Source organism: Streptomyces sp. NPDC006798, from assembly GCF_040635975.1.
Classification (GTDB): Bacteria; Actinomycetota; Actinomycetes; order Streptomycetales; family Streptomycetaceae; genus Streptomyces.
The window spans coordinates 1-22,736 of sequence record NZ_JBEYIS010000083.1; the positions used below are offsets into that span (position 1 = coordinate 1).

The 22,736-nt window shown below is 73.3% G+C and carries 15 protein-coding genes; 10 read left to right on the top strand and 5 right to left on the bottom strand.

Features of this window, described 5'->3' with window-relative positions:
• The first annotated feature begins 179 nt into the window (after window positions 1-179).
• A complete protein-coding gene (locus ABZ714_RS32910; protein ID WP_358829035.1) occupies window positions 180-764 on the top strand; it encodes an AraC family transcriptional regulator in 585 nt (194 codons plus the stop codon).
• A gap of 35 nt (window positions 765-799) precedes the next feature.
• On the opposite strand, the gene ABZ714_RS32915 is transcribed toward ABZ714_RS32910, so the two are convergent.
• Window positions 800-2,980 (bottom strand): MMPL family transporter, encoded by a 2,181-nt coding sequence (locus ABZ714_RS32915; protein WP_358829036.1) that lies wholly within the window; start codon window positions 2,978-2,980, stop codon window positions 800-802.
• A 334-nt stretch (window positions 2,981-3,314) separates the two neighbouring features.
• Here ABZ714_RS32915 and ABZ714_RS32920 point away from each other — a divergent pair, with 334 nt between their 5' ends.
• From ABZ714_RS32920 to ABZ714_RS32950, 7 genes are all read left to right on the top strand, one after another.
• Entirely contained in the window at window positions 3,315-4,682 is a 1,368-nt protein-coding gene (locus ABZ714_RS32920; protein WP_358829037.1) for a histidine kinase, read from the top strand.
• On the top strand, window positions 4,667-5,323 hold the full coding sequence (locus ABZ714_RS32925) for a response regulator transcription factor (RefSeq protein WP_358829038.1): 657 nt from the start codon (window positions 4,667-4,669) through the stop codon (window positions 5,321-5,323). Before ABZ714_RS32920 ends, ABZ714_RS32925 begins: the two co-directional genes overlap by 16 nt.
• A 208-nt stretch (window positions 5,324-5,531) precedes the next feature.
• A complete protein-coding gene (locus tag ABZ714_RS32930) occupies window positions 5,532-8,639 on the top strand; it encodes an alpha-N-acetylglucosaminidase (protein ID WP_358829039.1) in 3,108 nt (1,035 codons plus the stop codon).
• 188 nt (window positions 8,640-8,827) lie between these two features.
• Window positions 8,828-9,628, top strand: a complete 801-nt coding sequence (locus ABZ714_RS32935; protein WP_358829040.1) for a TetR/AcrR family transcriptional regulator — start codon at window positions 8,828-8,830, stop codon at window positions 9,626-9,628.
• 367 nt (window positions 9,629-9,995) lie between these two features.
• Window positions 9,996-11,606 (top strand): glycoside hydrolase family 13 protein, encoded by a 1,611-nt coding sequence (locus ABZ714_RS32940; protein WP_358829041.1) that lies wholly within the window; start codon window positions 9,996-9,998, stop codon window positions 11,604-11,606.
• Between the two features lie 309 nt (window positions 11,607-11,915).
• The gene (locus ABZ714_RS32945) at window positions 11,916-12,824 is read left to right on the top strand and encodes a phosphatase PAP2 family protein (RefSeq protein ID WP_358829042.1); all 909 of its coding nucleotides are present in this window, start codon (window positions 11,916-11,918) and stop codon (window positions 12,822-12,824) included.
• 257 nt (window positions 12,825-13,081) lie between these two features.
• Window positions 13,082-13,663, top strand: a complete 582-nt coding sequence (locus ABZ714_RS32950; protein WP_358829043.1) for a dihydrofolate reductase family protein — start codon at window positions 13,082-13,084, stop codon at window positions 13,661-13,663.
• A gap of 97 nt (window positions 13,664-13,760) precedes the next feature.
• On the opposite strand, the gene ABZ714_RS32955 is transcribed toward ABZ714_RS32950, so the two are convergent.
• On the bottom strand, window positions 13,761-15,386 hold the full coding sequence (locus ABZ714_RS32955) for an MFS transporter (RefSeq protein WP_358829044.1): 1,626 nt from the start codon (window positions 15,384-15,386) through the stop codon (window positions 13,761-13,763).
• Window positions 15,387-15,582: 196 nt separating this feature from the next.
• Here ABZ714_RS32955 and ABZ714_RS32960 point away from each other — a divergent pair, with 196 nt between their 5' ends.
• Window positions 15,583-19,080 (top strand): BTAD domain-containing putative transcriptional regulator, encoded by a 3,498-nt coding sequence (locus ABZ714_RS32960; protein WP_358829045.1) that lies wholly within the window; start codon window positions 15,583-15,585, stop codon window positions 19,078-19,080.
• Window positions 19,081-19,211: 131 nt separating this feature from the next.
• Here ABZ714_RS32960 and ABZ714_RS32965 read toward each other — a convergent pair whose 3' ends face one another.
• Complete coding sequence (locus ABZ714_RS32965) at window positions 19,212-19,445, bottom strand: hypothetical protein (protein WP_358829046.1); 234 nt, start codon at window positions 19,443-19,445, stop codon at window positions 19,212-19,214.
• A gap of 287 nt (window positions 19,446-19,732) precedes the next feature.
• Between ABZ714_RS32965 and ABZ714_RS32970 the strand changes: the two genes are divergently transcribed.
• Window positions 19,733-20,257 (top strand): carbonic anhydrase, encoded by a 525-nt coding sequence (locus ABZ714_RS32970; RefSeq protein WP_358829047.1) that lies wholly within the window; start codon window positions 19,733-19,735, stop codon window positions 20,255-20,257.
• 102 nt (window positions 20,258-20,359) lie between these two features.
• Here ABZ714_RS32970 and ABZ714_RS32975 read toward each other — a convergent pair whose 3' ends face one another.
• On the bottom strand, window positions 20,360-21,454 hold the full coding sequence (locus ABZ714_RS32975) for an ABC transporter substrate-binding protein (RefSeq protein ID WP_358829048.1): 1,095 nt from the start codon (window positions 21,452-21,454) through the stop codon (window positions 20,360-20,362).
• 190 nt (window positions 21,455-21,644) lie between these two features.
• Window positions 21,645-22,418, bottom strand: coding sequence for a 23S ribosomal RNA methyltransferase Erm (gene erm, locus ABZ714_RS32980; RefSeq protein ID WP_358829049.1), 774 nt, complete (start codon window positions 22,416-22,418; stop codon window positions 21,645-21,647).
• Window positions 22,419-22,736 lie beyond the last annotated feature (318 nt).

Sequence of the window (22,736 nt, forward strand, 5' to 3'; positions counted from 1 at the left end):
TACGAGGGAAACCCTCCGCCTTGCGATTGCACGCACCGGACGCCGCAGGCCCCGCCCTCCGGGCGGACGGCGCTACTTTCCGGACACGCCCTAGGGGTTCGAGCCCGAGCACGAGCCTGGTCGCGTCGTTGTCGCCCGGTCCCGCGCGGGTCGGGGGCCGGGACGTCGAGTGCGTCGAGATGTCCCTGTCGCCCGGCGCCGCCTACGCGTTGCTGGGTGTGGCGCCGTACGAACTGGAGGGGACGGTCGTCGGCCCGGCGGACCCGTGGGGGCGGCAGGAACGGCAGCTGCGCGAACGAGTGGCGGCCGCCACCGGCTGGCCGGAACGTTTCACGCTGATCGGCGAGTTCCTGGCCCGGCGGGCCGCCCGGGGTCCCTCGACGACCCCCGAGGTCGCCGGCGCTTGGCACACGATCGTGGCGCACGGCGGCCGGGTCCGGGTGGACGACCTCGCCATGTCCTGCGGATGGAGCCGTAAGCGGCTGTGGTCCCGGTTCGGCGAGCAGATCGGCCTCACCCCCAAACGTGCCGCCATGCTGGTCCGCTTCGACCGGGCCGCCCGGGCCCTGCGGGCGGGCGGGAACGCCGCGGAGGTCGCCCTGGCGTACGGCTATGCCGACCGGTCCCACCTCCACCGCGACGTCCGCGCCTTCGCCGGGTGCACCCCCGGCGCCCTGGCCGCCGTCTGGTCACGAGCCGGTCCCGGACCCGGAACCCGAAGAACGTCGTCACGCCCGCGCCGGACACTGCTGACGCGGGCGTGACCCATGGTCCGGAACCTGACGGAACCCGGCGGAACCTAGGAGGAGACAGGATCCTTCGAAGCCGAAGCCGAAGCCGAAGCCGAAGCCAGGTCCGGGGCAGGGGCCGGGGCCGGGTCGCCGTGCTCCACGACCGGGAGGCGGCGGAGGAGCCGGGGCGTCCTCCAGTTCCGTTCGCCGAGCAGCGACATCACCGACGGCAGCAGCACCATCCGTACCACCGTCGCGTCGAGCAGCACCGCCACCGCCAGCCCCACACCCATCTGCTTCATCGACTGCATGGTCAGCGTGCCGAAGACCGCGAAGACCGCCACCATGATCACCGCCGCGCCGGTGACCGCGCCCGCCGTACGGGCGATGCCGTCGGCGATGGCGGTCCGGTTGTCGGCGCCCCGGTCGCGGCTCTCGCGGATCCGGGAGACCACGAAGACGTGGTAGTCCATGGAGAGTCCGAAGAGGACGACGAGGACGAAGAGCGGCAGCCAGCTCTCGATGGCGCCCACCTTCTCCGTACCCAGCAGCGACGCCCCGATCCCGTGCTGGAAGACGGCGACCATCACCCCGTACGCGGCCGCCACCGAGAGCAGATTGAGCAGGATCGACGTGACGGCGACGACATAGGAGCGGAAGCAGAACAGCATCACCAGGAACGTCACGGCGGTGATGAACACGAAGACCGGCAGGATGCCGTCCTTCAGCTTCTCGTTGAAGTCGACGGACTCGGCCAGTTCTCCGGTGACGTACGCCTTCGCCCCGGTGCCGTCGAACGCCGCCGGGACGGTACGTTCGCGCAGTTCGGTGAGGGCGTCGCGGGAGCGCCGGTCGCTGCCGTCGCCGGGCAGCGGTACCTCGATCAGGGCGATGTCCTCGGTCCGGTGGACGGTGACCCGGCCGGAGTCGAAACCGGCCAGGGCCGCGCGGACGGGCGCCGCGTCGATGTCGTCGGCCTCGACGACGATCCGGGCCGGGTCGGGTCCGCCGGGGAAGCTCCCGGTGATCGCGGTGTGGGCGACGGTGAGCGCCGAGTCGGAGCCGAACTGCTTCTCCATGCCGAGCTGCTCGGTCTTCATCCCGATCGCGGGGGCGGCCAGGGCGAGCATCAGTACGGTGCCGAGGACGGCGAAGAGTCCGGGCCGGGCGAGGACGGGCCGCAGCAGCGGGGCCGCGAGGGTGCCGCCGGCGCGGGCCCGCCTGCCCCGGCGGTGGAGCAGGGGGATCCGTCCGGCGTCGACCCGGTCGCCGAGCCAGGCCAGCAGGGCGGGCAGCACGGTGACGGAGCCGATGACGGCGATCAGTACGACGATGATGGTGGCGAGGGCGAACCCTTCGAAGAGCAGCATCCCGGAGAGGAACATCCCGGCCATCGCGAGCATCACGGTGATACCGGAGACGAGTACGGCCCGGCCGCTGGTGGCGGCGGCGATCCGGAGCGCCGTCTCGGGGTCCCGGCCCGCGGCCCGCTCGTCGCGCTCCCGCCGCAGGTAGAAGAGGCAGTAGTCGACGCCGACGGCCAGGCCCATCAGGAACATCACCGAGTAGGTGGTCTGGAAGAGATGGAGCTGGTGGCTGGCGAGGGTGAGCAGTCCGAAGGCGGCGGCGCAGGCGGTGAGCGCCAGGGCGACGGGGAGCAGCGCGGCGACGACCGTGCCGAAGGCGACGAGCAGAATGCCGAGGGCGAGGGGTACGGCGGTGAACTCGGCCTTCTTGAAGTCGTCGGCGAGCAGGTCGTTGAGCCATTTGTCGGCGCTGGCCCGGCCGAACTGGTGGACCTCGACGCCCTCCCGGCCGTCGGCGGCGGTCCGGACCGCGTCGAGGACGGGTTCGACCCGGTCGCCCGCGGTCTCGGGGTCGCCCTTCATCTCGATCCGGATCAGGGCCTCCGTACCGTCGGCCGACGGGAGGGGCGGTTCGATCCGGGCGGTCTCGCCGGTGGCGGCGACGGTCCGGGCCAGTTCGGTCGCGGTGGCCTTCCAGCCGCCCTCGGTCCGGCTGCTGATCAGGACGAGTTCACCGGCGGGGGCCGCGAGACCGGTGTCCTCCAGGATCCTCTCGGCCCGGGCGGAGTCACCGGCGCCGCCTTCGGACTCGGACATCTCGATCAGCCCGGCGGAGCCTCCGCCGACGGTGGCGAGGACGACGAAGAGCAGCCAGCCGATGACCGCGGTCTTGCGGTGGTGCGCGCTCCACATGCCGACGCGTGCGGCGAGATTCGGTCTCATGGTGCTGGGCCCCCTGGTCGGATCGCCGGTTTCGGTTCGGGTCCGACGTTATGAACCGGGTACGGGGCGGCCCCAGCCGTCAGGGGCCCCTGTCCGGAGCCATAGGGCGAGGTCCCGGGGGTGGTGCTGGCAACACCCCCGGCCGGGGGCCCGGACCAGTGCCGGGTCCGGCGCCGGGGCGGAGACTGGAGGGTGTGACGATCAGCGGTCGCGAGGTCGGCTGCGGGCGGCTGCGGTATGACTGGCGGGCGGCCGGCGTATGACTGGCGTACGACCGGCGGACGGCTCATATGTATGACTGACGGGCCGCGAACAGGACGAGGGGGAACGGGGCATGGGAACGACCGACAGGACATGGGCCGGGGCGGGAGCGGCGGGCCCCGGCTCCGGCTCCGGGTCCGGGTCCGGGTCCGGGTCCGGCGGGGAGCGGACGGCGCCCGGCGGCCGGGCGCGCGCGCTGCTGACGGCCCCGGCGCGGGGGCTGGTCCTGGGGCTGTACGCCCTGGTCGGCTCGGTCGCCCTGTTCGTCCTGACCGTGGTCTCGATCGCCCTGATACCCGTGGGAGTGGGCGTGTTCGCCACCCCGCCCCTGCTTCGGCTCGTCCGGACCCACGCGGGGCAGCGGCGGCTGCTGGCGGCCCGCTGGACGGGGATCCGGATCCCCGCCTCGTACCGCCCCTTCCCCCGCGATCTGCGGACCGGGATCACAGGACAGGTCGAGCGGTGCGCGCTGCTGTTGAAGGACGCCGCGACCTGGCGTGATCTGCTGTGGCTGCTGGTGGACATGACGGCGGGGGCGATCATCGCCCTGCTCGCCTTCGGCCTGGCCGCACACGGGGTGTACGGGCTGCTGCTCGCCGGTGGCCTGTGGGTGCCGGTGACGGCGCTGGAGGAGCCCCACTGGTTCACCTTCGTACCGGTCGGCGGCTGGGGTACGGCCCTGCTCGCCGGGCTGGTCGGCGGCGGGCTGCTGGCCCTGGGGCTCGCGTTCGGCCCGCAGCTGGTCCGGGCGCACTTCCTGGTGGTGGCGGCGGTACTCACCCCGGACCGGCAGGAGCAGTTGGAGCGGCGGATCGACCGGCTGACGGAGACCCGGCACGACGCGCTGGACTCCTCGGCGGCCGAGCTGCGCCGGATCGAGCGGGATCTGCACGACGGGGCCCAGGCCCGGCTGGTGGCGATGGGGATGAACCTGGGCGCGATCGAGGCGCTGGTCGAGAAGGACCCGGCGCGGGCGAAGCGGCTGATCGCCAAGGCGCGGGAGTCGTCGGCGGAGGCGCTGACGGAGCTGCGGGACCTGGTCCGCGGCATCCATCCGCCGGTACTCGCGGAGCGGGGGCTGGGGGACGCGGTGAAGGCGCTGGCGCTGCGGCTGCCGGTACCGGCCGAGGTGGACGTGGAGCTGCCGGGCCGGATGGCGGCGCCGGTGGAGTCGGCGGCGTACTTCGCGGTCAGTGAGACGCTCACCAACGCGGTGAAGCACGCGGGCGCGAGCCGGATCTGGGTGGACATCTCGTACGAGCGGGGCGCGCTGCGGATCGCGGTCACCGACGACGGCCGGGGCGGGGCGGTGGTCGGCGCCGGATCGGGGCTGAGCGGGGTGGAGCGGCGGCTCGGTACATTCGACGGCGTCCTGGCCGTCAGCTCTCCCGCGGGCGGTCCCACCATGGTCACCATGGAGATTCCTTGCGCGTTGTCCTAGCCGAAGACCTGTTTCTGCTCCGCGACGGTCTGGTACGGCTGCTGGAGGCGTACGACTTCGAGATCCTCGCGGCCGTCGAGACCGGTCCCGAGCTGAGCCGGGCCCTGGCCGAGCTGGAGCCGGACGTCGCGGTGGTCGACGTCCGGCTGCCGCCCTCCCACACCGACGAGGGTCTGCAGTGCGCGCTGGCGGCCCGGCGGGCCCGGCCGGGGCTGCCGGTCCTGGTGCTCTCCCAGCACGTGGAGCAGTTGTACGCGCGGGAGCTGCTGGCCGACGGGGACGGCGGGGTCGGCTATCTGCTGAAGGACCGGGTCTTCGACGCGGACCAGTTCGTGGACGCGGTCCGGCGGGTGGCGCGGGGCGGTACGGCGATGGATCCGCAGGTGATCTCGCAACTGCTGTCGCGGCGGGCGCAGGACCGGCCGATGGGCGGACTCACCCCGAGGGAGCTGGAGGTGATGGAGCTGATGGCGCAGGGCCGGTCCAACGCGGCGATAGCGGCGCAGCTGGTGGTCACGGAGCGGGCGGTGGCCAAGCACACCTCCAATATCTTCGCGAAGCTGGGGCTTCCGGTGTCCGACGACGACAACCGGCGGGTGCTGGCGGTGCTGGCGTATCTGGACCGGGGCGCGCGGAGCTGACCCGGAGCGCCTGAGGGCCCTCACCGCCCCCGGGCCCCGGGGATTGACGGCGGCACAACTGAGGGTGCGTGCAGGGGCGCAGGAGTAGCGGGCGGGTGGCGCGGTGGTGGCGGGGCGCGCCGCGGCCGGGCGCGGGGGCGAACGGCGGGTAACGTGCGCGGCGAAACCTCTGTGACACGGGTTACATCGTTTCGCGCCAAGGAGCCTGATGCTGGAGCTGTCGAGACGTACGGTTCTGGGCACCGCGGGAGCGGTCGGCGCGAGCGCCGCCGTCGCCGGGTCCGCCGCCGCCACCGCCCCCCGTACGACCCCCACCGGTCATCCGCCGCACCGCGCCGCATCCGCCGCCGCGCCCTCGGTCGCCGCGGCGCAGGCGGCGGTACGGCGGCTGCTGCCCCGGCACGCCGAGCAGTTCAGGCTCTCCCTGACCGACGGGCCGGAACGTTTCTCGGTGACCGGTGAGACCGGCCGGATCGCGGTCGCGGGCACCTCGCCCGCGGTCGTCCTGACCGGGGTCCACTGGTATCTCAAATATGTCTGCCGGGCCCATATCTCCTGGTCCGGCAGTCGGCTGGGGCTGCCGGAGAAGCTGCCCGCGCCCCGCGCGGCGCTGGAGCGGTCGGCGACCGTACCGCACCGGTTCGCCTGCAACGACACCCATGACGGCTATACCGCCCCCTACGCGGACTGGGCCCGCTGGGAGCGGCTGATCGACGTCCTCGCCCTGCACGGCTGCAACGAGGTCCTGGTCACCCCCGGCCAGGAGGCCGTCTACCAGCGGCTGCTGACGGACTTCGGCTACTCCGCCGCCGAGGCCAGGACTTGGCTCCCGGCCCCCTCCCACCAGGCGTGGTGGCTGCTCCAGAACATGAGCGAGTACGGCGGCCCGGTCTCCGCCGAACTTCTCGCGGCCCGGGTCCGGCTGGGCCGCAGGATCGCCGACCGGCTGCGCGAACTGGGCATGCGGCCGGTGTTCCCCGGCTACTTCGGTACGGTCCCCGACGGCTTCGCCGCCCGCAATACCGGCGCCCGGGTGATCCCCCAGGGGGTGTGGAACGGGCTGCGCCGCCCCGACTGGCTCGATCCGCGTACGGCGGTCTTCCCCGAGGTCGCCGCGGCGTTCTACCGGCACCAGCGCGCCCTGTTCGGCGGCTGCGACATGTTCAAGATGGATCTGCTGCACGAGGGCGGCAGCGCCGGGGACGTCCCCGTGCCGGACGCGGCACGGGCCGTGGAGCGGGCGTTGCGCGCCGCGAGCCCGGCCGCGACCTGGGTGATCCTCGGCTGGCAGGCGAACCCCCGGCGGGCCCTGCTGGAGGCGATCGACACCGACCGGGTACTCATCGTCGACGGGCTCTCCGACCTGGACACCACCACCGACCGGGAGGCCGAGTGGGGCGGTACGCCGTACGCCTTCGGCACCATCCCCAACTTCGGCGGCCGGACCACGATGGGCGCGAACACCGACCGCTGGACGGCCCGGTTCACCGCGTGGCGGGACCGGCCGGGCAGCGCGCTGGCGGGCACCGCGTACATGCCGGAGGCGGCCGAGCGGGATCCGGCGGCCCTCGAACTCTTCTCGGAGCTGGCGTGGCGGCGGGAGAAGATCGACCGGGACGCCTGGTTCCGGGAGTACGCGCGGATCCGCTACGGGGCCGCCGATCCGGCGGCCGAGGCCGCGTTCGGCGCGCTGGCGGCCACGGCGTACAAGCTGACCAGTACGGACGGCCGGCCGCACGACTCGCACTTCCTGCGGCGGCCGAGTCTGACATCGGCCATCGGGACGGCGTTCGACCCGGCGGGCTTCGACCGGGCCTTCGCGAAGCTGCTGGAGGCGGGTTCGGGGCTGCGGGGCTCCGACACCTACCGGCACGATGTGACCGAGTTGGCGCGGCAGGCGCTGGCGAATCGTTCGCGCACCCTCCAGTTCGCGTTGCGGGCCGCCCACGCGAGCCGTGACGTGACCGCGTTCCGGGGGGTCGCGGCGCTCTGGCTGCGGCTGATGAAACTCGCCGACACCATGGCGGGCTGCCACCGTTCCTTCCTGCTCGGCCCGTGGCTGGAGGACGCCAAACGGCTGGCGACCAGCCCGGCGGAGGCGGCGGTGCTGGAGCGGACCGCCCGGACGCTGATCACCACCTGGGCGGACCGGTCGGCCGCCGACGCGCTCTCCAACTACGCCAACCGCGACTGGAACGGGCTGATCGCCGATGTCCACATCCCCCAGTGGGAGGCGTTCCTGACCGAGGCCGGGGACGCCCTGGCGGCCGGGCGGGCCCGGAAGACGTTCGACTGGTATCCGGCCGAGAAGGCGTGGACCGAGGGCCGCGGGTCCTATCCGACCGCGCCGACCGGGGACGCGTACCGGACCGCCGTCCGGGTCAGGGACGCGCTGGCCGCCGCGCCCTACCAGGGGGTGACGACGGTGACGACGGACCCGCCCGCCTTCCGGCCCGGCGGTACGGGGCGGCTCACCGCCGTCTTCCGCAACCTCAGCGGGCTCTCGGCCACCGGCAAGGTCGAACTGACGCTCACCGGTGCCCGACTGTCGCCCGGCGCGCCCGCCGCCCGGAGCCTGGCCGGGGTCGCCGCGGGCTCGACGGGTTCGGTGTCCTGGCCGGTCACGGCCCCGGCCGAACCGCTGACCGAGCCGCTGCGGGCGCTGCCGTACCGGCTGAAGGTGCGGTACGGGCCCGCGGGCGGGGAGACCGTGTCGGTGACCCAGAAGGGCGAGGCGCATGTCGCGGCCCCGCTCGCCGCGGGCTGGCGTACCCACAGCACCAACGCGGCCGTCTTCGGCCAGTTCGCCGACCGGTTCGCGGTCAACGGCGGCGGGACCGACCTGTGGCGGGGTACCGCGCACTTCGGTACGGCCTACCGGGCGGGGGTCTTCCGGCCCGGCTCCGTCGCGGTGGTCCGGGTCGACGCGCAGGCCGCCACCAGCGGCTGGGCCCGGGCCGGGATCATCGCCAGGAACGGTCTCGACCGGCCGGGGGCGCCCGGGTTCGTCAATCTGGCGGTCACCCCGGGCCAGGGCGTGGTGCTCTCGTACGACTCCAACGGCGACGGCACCCTCGACACCTACCGGCGGATCACCGGCGTCAAGGCACCGGTCCTGCTGCGGCTGACCCGGGGCCCCGGTACGGCATACACCGGGGAGCTGTCGTCCGACGAGGGCGCGACCTGGCGGACGATCGCCACGGTGACCGCGCCCGGGGCGGCGTACGGCCAGGACGTCGGGTTCTTCATGACGGCCATGAACGGAGGCAGCGGGGCGCGCGGGACCGTACGGTTCAGCGGCTGGTCGCTGCGGTAGGCCCGGTCCGGTCATACCGCCTGGGCGCGGTCGTACCGGCGGCGCGCGGTCATGACGGTGAAGTCCGGCCGTACCGGCGGGGTTCCAGTCATACCGGCGAGGTCCGGTCGTACCGGCCGGGCCGCCGGGGCCGCCGGCGTGCCACCTCTAGAACAGATGAACGCACCCCCATGGGTACGCTGGTGGTCATGACGACCGGGGTGCGCCGCAGGATGGGCGTCGAGGAGCGCAGACAGCAGTTGATCGGCGTGGCGCTGGAACTCTTCAGCGCCCGCTCGCCCGACGAGGTCTCCATCGACGAGATCGCCTCCGCCGCCGGGATCTCCCGGCCGCTCGTCTATCACTACTTCCCCGGCAAGCAGAGCCTGTACGAGGCCGCGCTGCGCCGGGCCGCCGACGATCTGGCGCGCCGGTTCGAGGAGCCGTACGAGGGGCCGCTGGGCGCCCGGCTGCTGCGGGTGATGCGCCGCTACTTCGACTTCGTGGACGAGCACGGCCCCGGGTTCTCGGCCCTGATGCGCGGTGGGCCCGCGGTCGGTTCGACCAGGGCCAAGGCGATGATCGACGAGGTGCGGCAGGCCGCGTACGAGCAGATCCTGTCCCATCTGGGGATCGCCGAGCCGCCGGTACGGCTGGCGCTGGTGATCCGGTCCTGGGTGTCGCTGGCCGAGTCGACGGCCCTCCAGTGGCTGGACGGGCGGCGGATCCCCCGCGGCGAGCTGGAGGTTCAGCTCGTCCATGACTTCGCGGCGCTGTGCGCGGTGAGCGCCGCCTACGACGACGAGATGGCGGCCCTGGTCAGCGGGGTGCTCACGGACGAGCCCGCGGACGGGCCGTTCGGGCAGTTGCTGGGACGGCTGCTGCGGCTGGTGCCGTCGGCACCGGATCCGCGTACCGAACCGCTTCCGGACCCACGAGCCGAACCTCGTACCGGGCCGCGTACGGATCCGCTCGCGGCCTCGGCGGGGGCCGTACCGCCGCCGCGATAACCGGCCCGACCACCATCACCACGGCGACCGCCGGGCGTCCTGGTGCGAGGCGGCGTACCCGTACACCCGTCGCCGAACCCCGGCCGGCCCCCGCGCGCGGTCGCGGTCCCGCGCGGCCGATTCCCGGCCGTCCCCCGGAAGTCCCGCCGGGGCCCGCCGGGTTCCCGCCGGGTTCCCGCCGGACGTTTTTGGCGAGCTCCCGCGCGCCCGGACCGTATCCACGCCGGGACGATGCGCGTTGACCATCGGCGTACGGGGCAGAACCTCCCCGGTACCTGCCGCACATCGGCCGACATCCCCATAGATCACCACAGTTCACAGTTGACACCGCTGATAACTGTTTCCATAGATTTCAGAGGGAACGTACATGACCCAGGAGCTTGCTCCCATCCGTCGCGACCACTCCCCCGCCGTCTCGTCCGACTGGTGGCGGGACGCCGTCATCTACCAGGTGTACGTACGCTCGTTCGCCGACAGCGACGGTGACGGCATCGGCGATCTGCGGGGCGTCCGCGACCGGCTCCCCCATCTCGCCGGGCTCGGTGTCGACGCCGTCTGGCTCACCCCCTTCTACGCGTCGCCGCAGGCCGACGGCGGCTACGACGTGGCGGACTACCGGGCCGTGGATCCCCTCTTCGGTGTCCTCGCCGACGCCGACGACCTGGTCCGCGAGGCCCACCGGCTGGGGCTGCGGGTGATCGTCGACATCGTGCCCAACCACACCTCCGACCGGCACCCCTGGTTCCGGGCCGCCCTCGACGGCGGCCCCGACGCCCCCGAGCGGGCGCTCTACCACTTCCGGCCGGGGCGCGGCCCGGACGGCGCGCTGCCGCCCAACGACTGGGAGTCGGTCTTCGGCGGCCCGGCCTGGACCAGGACCGGCGACGGCGCCTGGTACCTCCATCTCTTCGCCCCCGAGCAGCCCGATCTCAACTGGGACAGTCCGGCCGTCCGGGAGGAGTTCGACTCCGTCCTCCGGTTCTGGCTCGACCTCGGTGTCGACGGCTTCCGGATCGATGTCGCCCACGGCATGGTCAAGGCGGCGGGGCTGCCGGACATCGGGCTGCGGGAGCAGGCGAAGCTGATCGGCGCCCAGGTCCTGCCCTTCTTCGACCAGGACGGCGTCCACGAGATCCACCGCGCCTGGCGGCGGCTGCTCGACGGGTACGACGGGCAGCGGATCGGGGTCGCCGAGGCCTGGGCGCCGACCTCGGAACGGCTGGCGCTCTACGTCCGCCCCGACGAACTGCACCAGGCGTTCAACTTCCAGTTCCTCACCTGCGCCTGGGACGCCGGGGCGATGCGCCGGGTGATCGACGACTCCCTGGCGGCCACCGCGTCGGTGGGAGCCCCGACGACCTGGGTGCTCTCCAACCACGACGTGGTCCGGCACACCACCCGCTACGGCGGCGGGGAGCGGGGGCTGCGCCGGGCCAGGGCCGCCGCGCTGCTCACCCTGGCGCTGCCCGGCTCGGCCTATCTCTACCAGGGCGAGGAGCTGGGGCTGCCGGAGGTCACCGAGCTGCCGGACGCCGTCCGCCAGGACCCGGCGTTCTTCCGGGGCGACGGCCAGGACGGGCTCCGCGACGGGTGCCGGGTGCCGATCCCCTGGTCGGGGACGAGTACGCCGTACGGCTTCGGACCCGGCGGCAGCTGGCTGCCGCAGCCCCCGGTCTGGGCGGGGCTCTCGGTGGCCGCCCAGACCGGCGACCCGCGGTCGACGCTGGAGCTCTACCGCTCGGCGCTGGCGCTCCGCAAGGAGCTGCCCGGCCTCGGCGACGGCGCCCTGGAGTGGCTGGCGGCCCCGGCCGGGGTGCTGGCCTTCGCCAGGCCCGGGGTGGTCTGCACCCTGAACACCCTGGACACGGAGGCGGAACTGCCGGTCCCGGGCCGTCCGCTGCTCTCTTCGGCGGCCCTGGAGTTCGGCGGGGATACGGTCCGGATCCCGGGCGCGGCCTGCGTCTGGTGGGCGGTCTGAGACGGACCCGGCACTCCGCGTACCCGCCGGAGGGCGGCCGGGCCGCGGCAGGGTTCCGTACCCGGCCCCGGGGTCCCGCCCGGACCTCCCCGGTTCCGCTTCGGCCGCGTACAGTGGTTCCGTCTGCCTGCCCGAGCTGGTGGTACACGACTCGACGGCCTCCCCTCCGGGGGCGGCGGACATTCCTGACCAGGGCGATCCCCGAGAGGATCCCGCCCCCGGTGTCGTCCGCAGGGTGGAGAGTGTGCGCCCCGAACGGGACCGAGGGATGATCGGTCGGTGGGCGTGTATCTGGCAGACTCTCGTCCCATGGGTGAAACGACCGTGAAGACCATCGAAGGCCGGACCACCGGCACGTCACCCATGGCGACCGACGAGGCCACCGAGGCGCGAGGGGCCCTTGGGGCCGCCGAGGCGCCGCGTTCGCGGTTCGCGCGGTTCAAGGAGCTGCGCTCGCCCCGCCGCCCGCGGATATGGTTCGAGATCCTGCTGATCGCGGTGAGTTACTGGACGTATTCGCTGATCCGCAACGCCGTGCCGGAGCAGAAGGCGAAGGCACTGGAGAACGCGGACTGGATCCTGAGCGCCGAGCGGGCCCTGGGCCTCGACTTCGAGCATGCGGTCAACCATGCGGTGAACTCCGTGACATGGCTGATCGTGACGATGAACTACTACTACGCCACGCTCCACTTCATCGTGACCATCGGCGTCCTGGTGTGGCTCTACCGCCTGCATCCGGGGCGGTACGCGGCGGCCCGGCTGGTGCTCTTCGCCACCACGGCGGTCGCCCTGGTCGGTTACTACCTGTATCCGCTCGCTCCCCCTCGACTGATGGAGGGGCAGGGCTATATCGACACCGTCCTGGTCCACGAGACCTGGGGTTCGATGGCCTCGGGCGATCTGAAGAACATGTCGAACCAGTACGCGGCGATGCCGTCGATGCATATCGGCTGGTCGCTCTGGTGCGGGCTGATCATCTTCGTGGTGGCCAGGGCGCCCTGGGCGAAGATCCTCGGACTGCTCTATCCGACCGTCACGCTGGTGGTGATCGTGGCGACGGCCAACCACTTCTGGCTGGACGCGGTGGGCGGGGTGCTCTGCCTGGGGGTCGGCTTCCTGGTCTCGTACCTCTGGTACGGATCGCTGCCGCACCAGTTGCCGAAGGTGCCGGTCCGCGAGCCGGAGCGGCGGCGCGGGATATGGCCCGTACGGACGTAGTCGCCGGCGATACGCGGCCGAGCTGTCATGACGGCGGGGCCGGACCCATCAGGGGTCCGGCCCCGCCGTCGTCGTATCCCCGGCCCGTGCGCCCCGCCCACCGCCCCCGGTTTCCAGGGCTCCGGCGGAATCCCCTTGCGCAACCACTACAGATGGAGCACTATGAATGAAGTGGTTCGGACGCCCCGGCGATCCGGACCCCGGGCGCCGCCTATCCGCCGGCCGCCCTTCGCAGTCATCCGACGAAAGGCACGCGCTTGCGCAAGCTCACCTACTTCATCGCCTGCTCCATCGACGGCTTCATCGGCGACCCCTCGGGCGACGCGAGCGCGATGATGAAGTACGTGGACGAGGAGGTGCTCGCCCATCTCACCGGCGACTACCCCGAGACGATCTCCGCCGAGGGACGGCGGCTGCTCGGCTTCGACTCCCCGAACAAGCGGTACGACACCGTGATCCAGGGGCGGGGCAGCTATCAGCTCGCCCTCGACGCGGAGCTGCCCAGCCCGTACGGGCATCTGCGGGAGTACGTCGTCACCCGCACCCTCACCGAATCGCCGCACCCCAATGTGGAGCTGATCGGCACCGACCCGGTCGGCCGGATCCGCGAGCTGAAGGCCGAGGAGGGCGGACTGGGCATTTGGCTCTGCGGCGGTTCGGAGATCGCCGGAGAGCTGATCGACGAGATCGACGAACTGGTGATCAAGACCTATCCGATCGTCTACGGCTCGGGGATGCCGATGTTCGGATCCGCGGCCTCCCTCGCCGACTTCGCCCTGGACGAGGTCCGCGCCTTCGGCAACGGGGTGGTGGTGCGGACGTACCACCGCGTCCGGTGAACCGCCGCCGTACCCCGCCGCCGAACGCCGCCGGTGACCGTTCGCGCCCGCCCGGCGGGCGCGGACGTACCGGCGGCGGGGTACGGGAGGCTGCGCCTCAGCGGCTCGGGGCACCGGTCCGCTCCGGGCCCTTCGTCGCGCCCGGGTCCGGGTCCGGCTGATCCGTCGCGGCCGGGGCCTCCCGGCCCGTCGCGCCGACCCGCCGCAACGCGGTCGCGGCGGCCACGGCGGTGACCACGGCCAGGGCGGCACAGACCACGGCGACCACGTTCAGCCCGCTCGTGTACGCCTCCCGGGCCGCCGCCGCGACCTGGCCACCGAGCCCGCCCGGCAGTTGTCCGGCCACCGTCAGGGCGCCCTCGATCCCCCCGCGTACGGCCTCCGCCTGCTCGGCCGTGAGCCCGTCGGGCACCTCGATCCCTGCGGTGTAGAGCGCCCCGCCGAGGCTGCCGAAGGCGGCCAGCCCGAAGGAGACCCCGAACTCACCGCTGGTCTCCCCCAGCGACGCGGCCGATCCGCTCTTCCCCGGCGGGGCCGAGCCGACCACGAGATTGGTCCCCAGGGCGCCGATCGGCCCCGTCCCGAAGAAGCTGATGACGAAGCCGGTGACCAGCAGCGGCAGTCCACCGGCCGGATCGACGAACGCGATCACCAGATAGCCGGTCGCGGTGAGACCGAGGCCGCCGCCGATGACCGCGCCCATCGGCAGCCGCCGGGTCAGGGTGGGCGCGAGGGTCGCGGCGACGACGGACGCCAGCGCCGACGGCACCATCCACGCCCCGGCCTCGAACGGCGAAAGCCCCTCCACCATCTGGAGATAGCCGGTGATGAAGAGATACATACCGCCCATCCCGGCCATGGTGAGCAGCAGGATCAGCAGCCAGGACGCCAGCGCCGCGTGCCGGAAGAGCCCCAGGTCGAGCAGGGGATGGCTGAGCCGGCGCTGCCGGGCGACGAAGAGCGCGCCGACCGAGGTCCCGGCGGCCATGGCGAGCAGGGCGCCCGGCTCCCAGCCCGCCCGGGCGATCTCCTTCAGCCCGTAGATCACCGGCAGGATCGCGCCGAGGGAGAGCAGCACGCTCGGCAGATCCATCCGCCCGCCGTCAGGGTCCTTGTACTCGGGCAGTACGAGCGGGGCGGCGACCAGCAGGACCAGCATCACGGGGACGCCGAGGACGAAGACCGAACCCCACCAGAAGTACTCCAGGAGCACCCCGCCGACGACCGGCCCGAGCGCCGTACCGCCCATGAAACAGCTGGCCCAGACGGCGATGGCCCGGCCCCGCTGGTGCGGATCGCGGAACATGTTGCCGATCAGCGCCAGGGTGGACGGCATCAGGGTCGCGGCGGCGATCCCGAGCAGGGCGCGGGTGACGATCAGCATCTCGGCACTGGTCGAGAAGGCGGCCAGCAGGGACGCGGCACCGACCGCGACGGCCCCGGCCATCAGCAGCTTCCGGCGGCCGATCCGGTCGCCGAGGGTGCCCATGGTGACCAGGAAGCCCGCCATCATGAACCCGTAGATGTCCATGATCCACAGAGTTTGGGTGCCGGTCGGGGCGAGGGATTCGGCGAGATGCGGCAGCGCCAGGAACAGGACGCTCTGGTCGAGGGCGAGCAGCAGGGTGGGCAGGGCGAGTACGGCGAGCCCGGCCCACTCCCTGGCTCCGGCCTTCGGGGGTGCCGTACCCGGGGCCGGATCGGGTGTCGGGGTCGAGGACATGGTCTTCCTTCCGAGGAGGTCGTCGGCGGAGCCCCAGCGTGCGCGGCGGCGCTCTCGGTTCCCTCCCGGTCCGCTCTCGACGGCTCTCGCCGCACTCCCGGTCCCGGTCCGGGGGCGGGCTTCCGGAGGCGTACGACTCGGTGACCAGGTCGAAGGTCCGATGCGGGGCGCGGCGAGGCCCGGTTAGCGTGAGGGCATGTTCTTCGGAGTGCTCGGCCCGCTGACCGTCCGGACGTCCGACGGACGGGCGGTGCGGGTGCCCGAGTCGAAAGTGCGGGCCCTGCTCGCGGCCCTGCTGGCGCACCGGGGGCGGCCGGTCTCCGCCGACCGGCTGGTCGCCGACGTCTGGGGCGGCCGGCCGCCCGGCAATCCGGCCGCCGCGCTCCAGAACAAGGTCTGGCAACTGCGCCGCGCGCTGGAGGCCGCCGAGCCCGGCGGCCGGGAACTCGTCGTCTCCCGTGCCCCGGGGTACGAACTGCTGACCGGCGGCGGCTCCGTGGACGCGGACCGTTTCACGGAGCTGACGGCCCGGGCCCGGGCGGCGGCCGGTCCGCGGGACCGTGCCGCGCTCTTCGCCGAGGCGCTGTCGCTCTGGCGCGGCCCGGCCTTCGCCGACTTCGCCGACGAGGAGTTCGTCCGGGCCGATGCCGTACGCCTGGCCGAACAGCGGCTCACGGTCCTGGAGGAGCAGGCCGAGACCCGGCTCGAACTGGGCGAACACGCCCTGGTCGCCGATGATCTCGGCGAGCTGGTGGCCCTTCACCCGCTGCGGGAGCGGCTGCGTACGGCGCATGTCCGGGCCCTGTATCTGGCCGGGCGGCAGGACGCGGCGCTGAGCAGCTACACCGAGCTGAGGCGGCGGCTCGCCGACGAGCTGGGGGTGGATCCGGGCCCCGAACTGGCCGCCCTGCACCGGGCCGTGCTCGCCCAGGACCCGGCGCTGGTCGCCGTACCGGCGCCGGCCACGACCTCGGCCCGGCCGCCGTCGAATCTGCCCCGCCCGCTGACCGGGCTGATCGGCCGGGACGACGACATCACGGAGCTGCGGACGGTCCTGACCCGGCATCGGCTGGTGACGCTGACCGGTCCGGGCGGGGTGGGCAAGACCCGGCTGGCGCTGGCGGTCGCGGCCGGTGCGGAGTCCGCGTTCCCGGGCGGCGTACGGCTGGTGGAACTGGCGGCGCTGGCCCCGGCGGCGGATCCCGGGGACACCGCCCCCGCCGAACTGGTCGCGGAGGTGCTGGGGGTACGGGACGACATCGTCACGGCGACCGGCGACGGCACCCCGGGTCCGCCGTCGGCGGCGGACCGGATCGCGGCGGCGCTGGGCGACCGTCCGGCGCTGCTGGTCCTCGACAATGTCGAGCATGTGGTGGAGCCGGTCGCCGCGCTGGTGGCGGAGTTGCTGCCGGTGGCGCCCGGTCTGACGGTGCTGGCCACCGGGCAGTCGCCGCTACGGGTCGCCGGGGAGTGGCTGCGCGAGGTGGCACCGCTGGCCGGGGCGGACGCGGCGGCCCTGTTCACGGAGCGGGCCCGGGCGGCGGCGGCCCGGCCGGTGATCGGCCCGGCCGACGCCGACGCGGTGGCGGCGATCTGCCGTCGGCTCGACGGTCTGCCGCTGGCCCTGGAGATGGCCGCGACCCGGGTACGGGTGCTGGGTCCGGCCGAGTTGGCGGCCCGGCTGGACGACCGCTTCCACGTCCTGGGTCCGGGGGTGCGGGGCGCGCCCGCCCGGCAGCGCACCCTGCGGGCGGTCCTCGACTGGAGCTGGGAGCTGCTCGGGGAGCCGGAGCGCGCGGTGCTGCGGCGGCTCGCGGTCCATGCCGACGGCTGCGGTCCGGCGGCGGCGGAGGCCGTCTGCCCGGGTGACGGCGTGGCGCGGCCCGAGGTGCTGGAGCTGCTGGCCCGGCTGGTGGAGGCGTCACTGGTGGTGGTCGCGGACACCGCGGACGGGCCCAGGTACCGGCTGTTGGAGTCGGTCTCCGCATACGGGCTGGACCGGCTGCGGGACCACGGCGAACTGGCCGGCGCCCGGATCCGGCACCGGGACTACTACACGGCGTTCGCCGAGCGGGCGGAGCCGCGTCTGCGGGGGCACGGCCAGCGGCAGTGGCTGCGGCTGCTCGACGCCGAGCAGGCGAATTTCCGTACGGCGCTGGACGGTGCCGAACGGGACGGCGACGCGGACCGGGCGCTCCGGCTGGTCAACGCCCTGACCTGGTACTGGCGGTTGCGCGGCCGGTACGCGGAGGCGGCCCGCCGGCTGGACCGGGCCCTGGCGGTCGCGGCGGCGACGGGGTACGGATCGGCCCCGGCGGGCCACGGCCCGGCGGCGGCCGTGCGGGCGGTCGTACGGAATCCGTCGCCGTACGACGCTCCGGCCACCGATTCCGTTATCCGGCTCCCAGGAGCGGTGCGTGCGGATTCCGCGGCCGGGCACCATGGACGGGCCGCCGCGGATTTCGCGGGTGTCGCGGACGAACCGGATGGCGGGCCGGCCGCCGAGGCGACGGCTTCGGCCCCCTCGTGGCCGGAGCGGCGGCGGATGGTCGCGGCGGCGGCCGCGCGGCTGGGCGGGATGCGGCTGGCCCTGGGCGGTACGGCGGACCCGGAGGCCGGGTACCGCGCGGCGCTGTCGGCGTACGACGGCGTACCGGACCCGGCCGGACTGGCCTGGGCGCGCTGGTTCCTGGGCTCCCATCTCTACGGCATCGGGGACCCGGGCCCCGGCCGTGAGCTGGCGGAGGCGGCACTGGCCGGGTTCCGGCGGCTGGGCGACACCTGGGGCACGGCGGCGGCGCTGGCGAGTCTGGCGTTCCAGGCGAAGCTGCGGGGCGACTTCACGGCGGTCCGCGACCAGGGGGAGCGGAGTCTCGCGCTCTTCGGCGAGCTGGGCGACGGCTGGGGGCGGTTGCAGGCGCTGGTGGCGCTCCAGACCAGGGCGGAGGCGCTGGGCGAGTACGCGTACGCGGCCCGGCTCTACCGGGACGGGCTGCGGACGGCGGAGGAGCTGGGGCTCTGGCCCGATGTGTCGTTCCAGCTCTCCGGGCTCGGCCGGATCGCCCTGCTGACCGGGGACCTGTCCCGCTGCCGCGAACTGCACGAACGGGCCCGGCGGCTGGCCGTGGAGCAGGGCGATGTCTTCGGCGAGCAGTACGCGGAGACCGGGCTGGCGCTGGGCGCCCGGCGCGAGGGGCGGCTCGGGGACGCCGAGGAGCATCTGCGGACCGTGGTACGGCTGCACGGGGAGATGGGGTACGAGCCGGAGGTGCCGCCGCTGGTCCTGGCGGAGCTGGGTTTCGTCGCCGAGGCCCGGGGGCTGGCCGGGGAGGCGCTGCGGCTCCAGTCGGAGGGCCTGGCGGTGGCGCGCGCCGGGGGCGATCCCCGGGCGGTGGCCCTGGCCCTGGAGGGGCTGGCGGCGGCCCGGCTGCTGTCGGGCGGCGCCGCGCGGGCCGCGGCTCTGCTGGGCACGGCGGCAGCGCTCCGGGAGTCGGTGGGCGTACCGCTGCCGCCGGGGGAACGGGGCGATGTGGCCCGGGTGGAGGCGGGTGCCCGCGCGGAGCTGGGCGGTCCCGGCTACGAGCGGGAGTTCGCCCGGGGCCGTACGGCGCCTCCGGCGGCCCGGGGCGGAACGGTGGCGTCGCCGTCCGGGCTCACGGTCGCCCCGGTGGAGGCGATCGCCGAGGCGGGTTAGAACGTCTCGCCCGGTCGTTCCTCCGGTCGTTCCTCCGGTCGTCCGTCCGGGGGTGCGCCGACCGCCTCCGCAGGGGGGCGCGGAGGACGGCCGTCCGTGCGTACGGGAGACCGCGCGGGGGTCGCGCGGGGTCAGCGCCGGACCCAGAGCTCCCACACACCGGGCTTGTAGGGGAAGGGATCACATCGGTAGATCACACCCCAGTTAGGGGCGCCCGCCTGGCCCGTGGCGTGGCAGGAAGCCGAGGTGGAGTGGTGGCTGTGGACGTACCACACGAAAGTCGCGGACGAGGTGGGGGCGGTGGAGAGAACGAGACCGAAGGACGCGGCGACGGTCGCGAAGGCGAGTCCGAGACGTTTCACCATGGACGCAACTCCTCTGTTCGACTACAGAAGTGACGTTTCCCCGGGGAAGGGCTCAATGCGGGAAGCAACGTAACCGTGTCACCACCGGCCGCACAAGAGGTCTACACCAGTAGACTTTCGCCCTTCTTCGGATCAGATGTGAAGCCGACCCGCCGCTCTGGTCCGTCGGTGGCGTATTCACGCCAGAAACTTTCCTGTTCGAATTTCGGCTGGGTACGTTCTCCCGGGGGACGGAAAACGCACCTCTCCGGACAACGCTGTCCGGCTTCCGGAATTGAGAGAATTCGATGCCAGATACACGCGAAGACACCGAGCTCACCGTGGTGGACGAGTATCTCGCCAACAACGTCAGATACGCGGCCTCGTTCGGCGGCCCGCACGCCCTGCCGCCGGCTCGTCGGCTGGCCGTCGTGGCCTGCATGGATGCCAGGCTGGACATCTTCGCGATCCTGGGCCTCAAGGAGGGCGACGCCCATATCGTGCGGAACGGGGGCGGCGCCGTGACGGAGGACGCCATTCGGTCCCTGGTGATCAGCCAGCGACTGCTCGGCACCCGCAGGATCATGCTGATCCATCATACCGACTGCGGAATGCAGTCCTTCAAAGACGATGAATTCAAAGCGGAGCTGGCGACCGAAGCGGGAATCCGTCCGCCGTGGTCACCGGAGTCCTTCGTCGATCTGGACGACGACGTCCGGCAGTCGATCCGCCGGATCGAAGCGGACCCTTTCATTCCGCATAAGCACTCCATCCGTGGCTTTGTCTTCGACGTTCACACGGGGCGCCTGAGAGAGGTGAGCTACCCGAAGTAATCGAGCCGGATGAGAGGAGAGTTACAGAAGTGGCGGGCGGGGCGAGGGAAATCGATAAGCCTTCAGCCCTCACCCACCTCACTCCGCCCCCCCTTTCACCCGTCAGCCGGTGTGGAGCACCCGGAAGCGACCCGGTTCGGCCGGATCCCGGTCGGCGACCTGGATCGGGGACCAGGCCCACTGCCAGATGTCGATCCCCGGCGGGCGGGAGAAGCGGATCCGTCCCCGGGTGCCCTCGGTCTCGACCTCCGGCCAGCCCGCGGCGATCCGCGCCCGGTCGGTGCCCCGGGTCCGCAGCAGTTCGGCGAGGACGGCGATCGTGTCGTACCCCTCGAAGGCGACGAAGGAGGGTGCCGCGCCCAGCCGTTCGCGGAGCGCGGCCTCGACGCGTACGCCGAGGGGTCCGAACCGCTCCGGGAGATATCGGAGGAAGGGGATCGCGGTGCCGTCGTCCCCCAGCAGCTCCGCCCATTCGGGGAGTTCGGGCTGTCCGGCGGGGGCACCGATCAGCAGCCCGCCGAGCCTCGGATCCCGGCGAACGGCGGTAACGATCTCCACGGCCGGGTCGGGATGGCCGACGAGCAGCAGCAGCGCCGTAACGCCGCTTCCGGCGAGTTCGTCGCAGAGGGCCTCGGGGGTGCGGGGATCCGGGCCGAGTTCGACGACCGTACCGCCGTGGGCCGCGAAATGGTCCCGCAGCACCCGGGTCCCGGTCGCCCAGTAGACACTCGGCATGGTCGCCACGGCGATCCGCCGATGGCCCGCGCCGAGCAGGAAGTCCCCGTAGATCCGCCAGCCCCGGGACTGGGCCGGGGCGAGGCGCGCGACCCCCTCGGCCGGCCGGTCGGTGAGCGCGTCGAGCACCGCCGACGAGCAGAGATACGGCACGCCGACGGCATCGGCCCTGGTGGCGACGGTCCGGGCGACGACGCTGTGGTACTCCCCCGCCAGGGCGGCCACCCCGAGCCCGGCGAGTTCGTCCACGGCGGCCTGGGCCCGGGCGGGATCGGCCGCGGTGTCCCGGACGACCAGCTCCAGGGGTCTGCCGTCGATCCCACCGCCTTCATTGACCTCGTGGACACCGAGTTCCAGTCCGGCGAGGAGCTGCCGCCCGGCCGACACCCAGCCGGGCCGGGTCAAGGGAACGAGGGCGCCGATCCGTACGGACGGCGATGGCGGCATGGTCGTATCGGTCATTCGCGCGCATCTCCCGGATGTGGTGGCGGGTCCGCCCGGAGCACGGGGCGGCGAGGCCGGGCCCTCCGGCGCATCATGCCCGTCATTGCATCCACCAACGTCCTGGTGGGCAACCGAATATGCCTCCCGGCTCGCTCAGCCCTACCCCGAGGGGCCGTTCCCCGTGCGGCCGGGCCGGGGAGCGGCCCGGTCAGCCCCGGCGCAGCGCGTGGAGTTCGGCCCACTCCCCGGCCGTGAGGTGCTTCGGCAGGGCGTCGGCCGGGACGCGGTGGTGCCGCAGCCACCCCTCCACGGTCCGCCGGGGCAGTTCGGGTACGGCGTGGCCGACGATCCGGGCCAGTCCCCGCCCCCGCCCGTTGAACACCCGGGCGACCAGGTCCTGATACGCCGCCCGGTCGCGTTCCCCGACGAGGGGGCGCGGGCGCCGGGCCATGGTGAGCAGGCCCCCGTCGACGTTCGGCCGGGGCCGGAACGCGGTCGCGGGTACCCGGCCTTCGAGCCCGAACTCGTACCAGGGCCACCATTGCGCGGTCATCAGCGTGGCCCCGCCGACCCCGGCCCGGCGCCGGGCTACCTCCCACTGCACCAGCAGGACGGCATCGGTCCAGTCCGGGGCCCGCAGGATCCGGCGGAGCATCGCGGTGGTCGCGTGGAAGGGCAGATTGCCGACCACGACATGCGGGCCGCCGGACTGGCGATGGCGCAGGAAGTCCGCTGTGACGACGGTGGTGGCGGGGCCGGTACGGCGGCGCAGCCGGTCGGCCCGGCGGCCGTCGATCTCCACGGCGGTCAGCTCGCGCCCCAGCCCCTGGAGCGGCAGGGTGAGGGCGCCGTCCCCCGGCCCGATCTCCAGGATCGGCCCATGGGTGCGGCCCACGAGACGGACGAAGGTGTCGATCACGGCCCGGTCGACGAGGAAGTTCTGGCCCAGTTCATGACGACCGGGCTGGTGGTGCGAGTGCAAGGAAGGTGTCTCCGCGGCTTCGAGGTAGCCGGGCGCCACGAGATGACCGCCCGGCGCGTACGCGCTGAAGCGGCGAAAATCCCTGCGAACAGGGGGGAATCCGCCGCTAGGAGCGGCGGATACGGGTCAGGGCGACCCCTGCGAATGCGCACATGACCCGGGACGCTACCCGCGGGCGCCGCCCGGCACCAACCGGTTTTCGCGGCGCGGAGCGCCGCCGGGGCTAGGGCGTGTCTGACGGATCAGGCTGGATCAGCGAGCGGGGTCTGGTGCCGTGGATCGCGAGGCGGAGGAGGGAGTCCACGCGGTGGGGGTACG

Bases quoted from the DNA above. Each gene is read 5' to 3' on its own strand.
- ABZ714_RS32910 (WP_358829035.1), top strand. From the start codon at position 180: ATGTCCCTGTCGCCCGGCGCCGCCTACGCGTTGCTGGGTGTGGCGCCG.
- ABZ714_RS32915 (WP_358829036.1), bottom strand. From the start codon at position 2,980: ATGAGACCGAATCTCGCCGCACGCGTCGGCATGTGGAGCGCGCACCAC.
- ABZ714_RS32920 (WP_358829037.1), top strand. From the start codon at position 3,315: ATGGGAACGACCGACAGGACATGGGCCGGGGCGGGAGCGGCGGGCCCC.
- ABZ714_RS32930 (WP_358829039.1), top strand. From the start codon at position 5,532: ATGCTGGAGCTGTCGAGACGTACGGTTCTGGGCACCGCGGGAGCGGTC.
- ABZ714_RS32935 (WP_358829040.1), top strand. From the start codon at position 8,828: ATGACGACCGGGGTGCGCCGCAGGATGGGCGTCGAGGAGCGCAGACAG.
- ABZ714_RS32940 (WP_358829041.1), top strand. From the start codon at position 9,996: ATGACCCAGGAGCTTGCTCCCATCCGTCGCGACCACTCCCCCGCCGTC.
- ABZ714_RS32945 (WP_358829042.1), top strand. From the start codon at position 11,916: ATGGGTGAAACGACCGTGAAGACCATCGAAGGCCGGACCACCGGCACG.
- ABZ714_RS32955 (WP_358829044.1), bottom strand. From the start codon at position 15,386: ATGTCCTCGACCCCGACACCCGATCCGGCCCCGGGTACGGCACCCCCG.
- ABZ714_RS32960 (WP_358829045.1), top strand. From the start codon at position 15,583: ATGTTCTTCGGAGTGCTCGGCCCGCTGACCGTCCGGACGTCCGACGGA.
- ABZ714_RS32965 (WP_358829046.1), bottom strand. From the start codon at position 19,445: ATGGTGAAACGTCTCGGACTCGCCTTCGCGACCGTCGCCGCGTCCTTC.
- ABZ714_RS32970 (WP_358829047.1), top strand. From the start codon at position 19,733: ATGCCAGATACACGCGAAGACACCGAGCTCACCGTGGTGGACGAGTAT.
- ABZ714_RS32975 (WP_358829048.1), bottom strand. From the start codon at position 21,454: ATGACCGATACGACCATGCCGCCATCGCCGTCCGTACGGATCGGCGCC.